1 protein-coding gene and 1 pseudogene are annotated in these 1,825 nt (G+C 33.7%); both read left to right on the top strand.

What is annotated here, in order from left to right:
- Positions 1–93 precede the first annotated feature (93 nt).
- Positions 94–1,123: pseudogene (locus FTV37_RS17280) on the top strand (transposase).
- Between the two features lie 120 nt (positions 1,124–1,243).
- On the top strand, positions 1,244–1,480 hold the full coding sequence (locus FTV37_RS17275; protein WP_174660751.1) for a DUF1090 family protein: 237 nt from the start codon (positions 1,244–1,246) through the stop codon (positions 1,478–1,480).
- The last annotated feature ends 345 nt before the right edge of the window (positions 1,481–1,825 follow it).

Here is a 1,825-nt window from a genome sequence, read left to right as displayed (position 1 = left end):
AAAAAAGTAGAAGGTAAAAAATCAGAAGCATCTTATATAGGACTTACGCATTGACGGATTCAAAAAAGTATTAAAATACTTTATAAAGTATCTGTGATCAGACGAATTAAACATGCTTCTACAGCAACTTGTACATTACCCATTTATATGGGCTTTCTCATGACAGAACCGAACTCTATTAGCTGCACACAACTTGCCGAGACTTATAATATCTCGCATGATAGTGTAAATCGCTTTCTAGAGCGTGAAGACTACACACCTCACGACCTATATCAAGAATCAATTCAACATATTGATAATAATAAACTTATAGTCAGTATTGATGATACTGTTTTAGATAAACCATATAGTCAACATATGGACTTGGTTAGCTATTTTTGGTCAGGCAAACACCACCGATCCGTCAAGGGTATTAATCTCATTACCTTGTATGCGACAGATCAAAATGGTCAAAATATTCCAATTAATTTCCGAATTTATGACAAATCTGAAAGTAAAACCAAGAATGATTACTTTATGGATATGTTAAGTGAAGTACTCAGTTGGGGTGCAAAGATTCAATTTATTACAGGTGATAGTTGGTATTCATCGACTGGAAATCTAAAAACCATAAGAAAATATGGTATTCGATTTATGTTTGGTATCGACTGTAACCGTAAGGTTTCCCCAGAAAAAGGACAATGGTTTCAACTGCGTTTATTGCCAGATTTCCATCAGGGTCAAGTGGTCTGGCTCAAAGATTTTGGCTTTGTACAATTATTTAAGACTCAGTTAAAAGAACAGCAGAGGTTTTATATTGTGCATCAAGATGAAGATGATTTATTGTCCTTTGAGGGTTTTCATGAATTACATTCAAGTCATTGGAAAATAGAGCAATATCACCGGGTGATTAAAACAGGTTTGTCATATTGAAAAGTTTCAAGTAAGACGATCTAAACTGATTTTGAATCATATTTTTTCAGCCTTGATGGCCTACGTTGAGATACAAAAGAACCAGTTTGAGCGGATCTTTGAAAATGTATATCGTTGGCAGAAGAAATTATTTAGACCAGTTATCAAAAACTTCATTGATGACTTTATTCTCGATAAAAATCATCTGCTACCACAGAGAATCTATAAATAATAGTGCGTAAGTCCTATAATTTTACAATTTGTGTTTTTTATCCTTATTGCACAGCTGTATGCTCGTTATAATCATTGCAAATACAATTTACTTAAGATGAATAATGAAGAGGTACAGCTTATGTTATTACGTTCAATTATTTTAATTGGTGCATCACTTATTTCTATTCAAAGCTTTGCCTACGATGCAAGATCATGTGAAATTAAAAAGCAAAAGCTAGCACAGCAAATGACCTACGCTAAAAAATATAACAATACACATCGTATTCGTGGTTTAGAAAGAGCGATGGCTAAGGTTGATCGCAAATGTGCTATTTACGACACGCGTTTTAAAGAGCAGAGCAAAGCGCAAAAATAAATTGCAGTAAGGAAAAAGGGCGAGGATCTAGGGTCTATCGCCCTTTTTTATTTCCAGCATTTCATTCTAAATGCATATTTGTGTGTCTAGTGTGGTAAAAACCGTGTTAATGGTGTAGTAAACGATATAACGAATTAAATATAAAGTGGAGTTTAAGAGATGCAAAATTTTGTACCCGTGCGACGCAAAAATTGATGACTTTATTCTCGATAAAAATCATCTGCTACCACAGAGAATCTATAAATAATAGTGCGTAAGTCCTATTATAGATAAAATATTGTCAATCTTCATAATATTTTGGCTTCGGATCTAGGCATATCGTCTGAGTATTAGAAGCCATTTAAG

It is taken from the genome of Acinetobacter sp. YH16042 (genome assembly GCF_013417245.1).
GTDB classification, from domain to species: Bacteria; Pseudomonadota; Gammaproteobacteria; order Pseudomonadales; family Moraxellaceae; genus Acinetobacter; species Acinetobacter amyesii.
The sequence above is the reverse complement of the archived record's forward strand: the minus strand, read 5'-3'. Positions and strand labels throughout refer to the sequence as shown.

Coding starts and splice junctions, on each gene's coding strand:
- FTV37_RS17275 (WP_174660751.1), top strand. CDS start 1,244: ATGTTATTACGTTCAATTATTTTAATTGGTGCATCACTTATTTCTATT.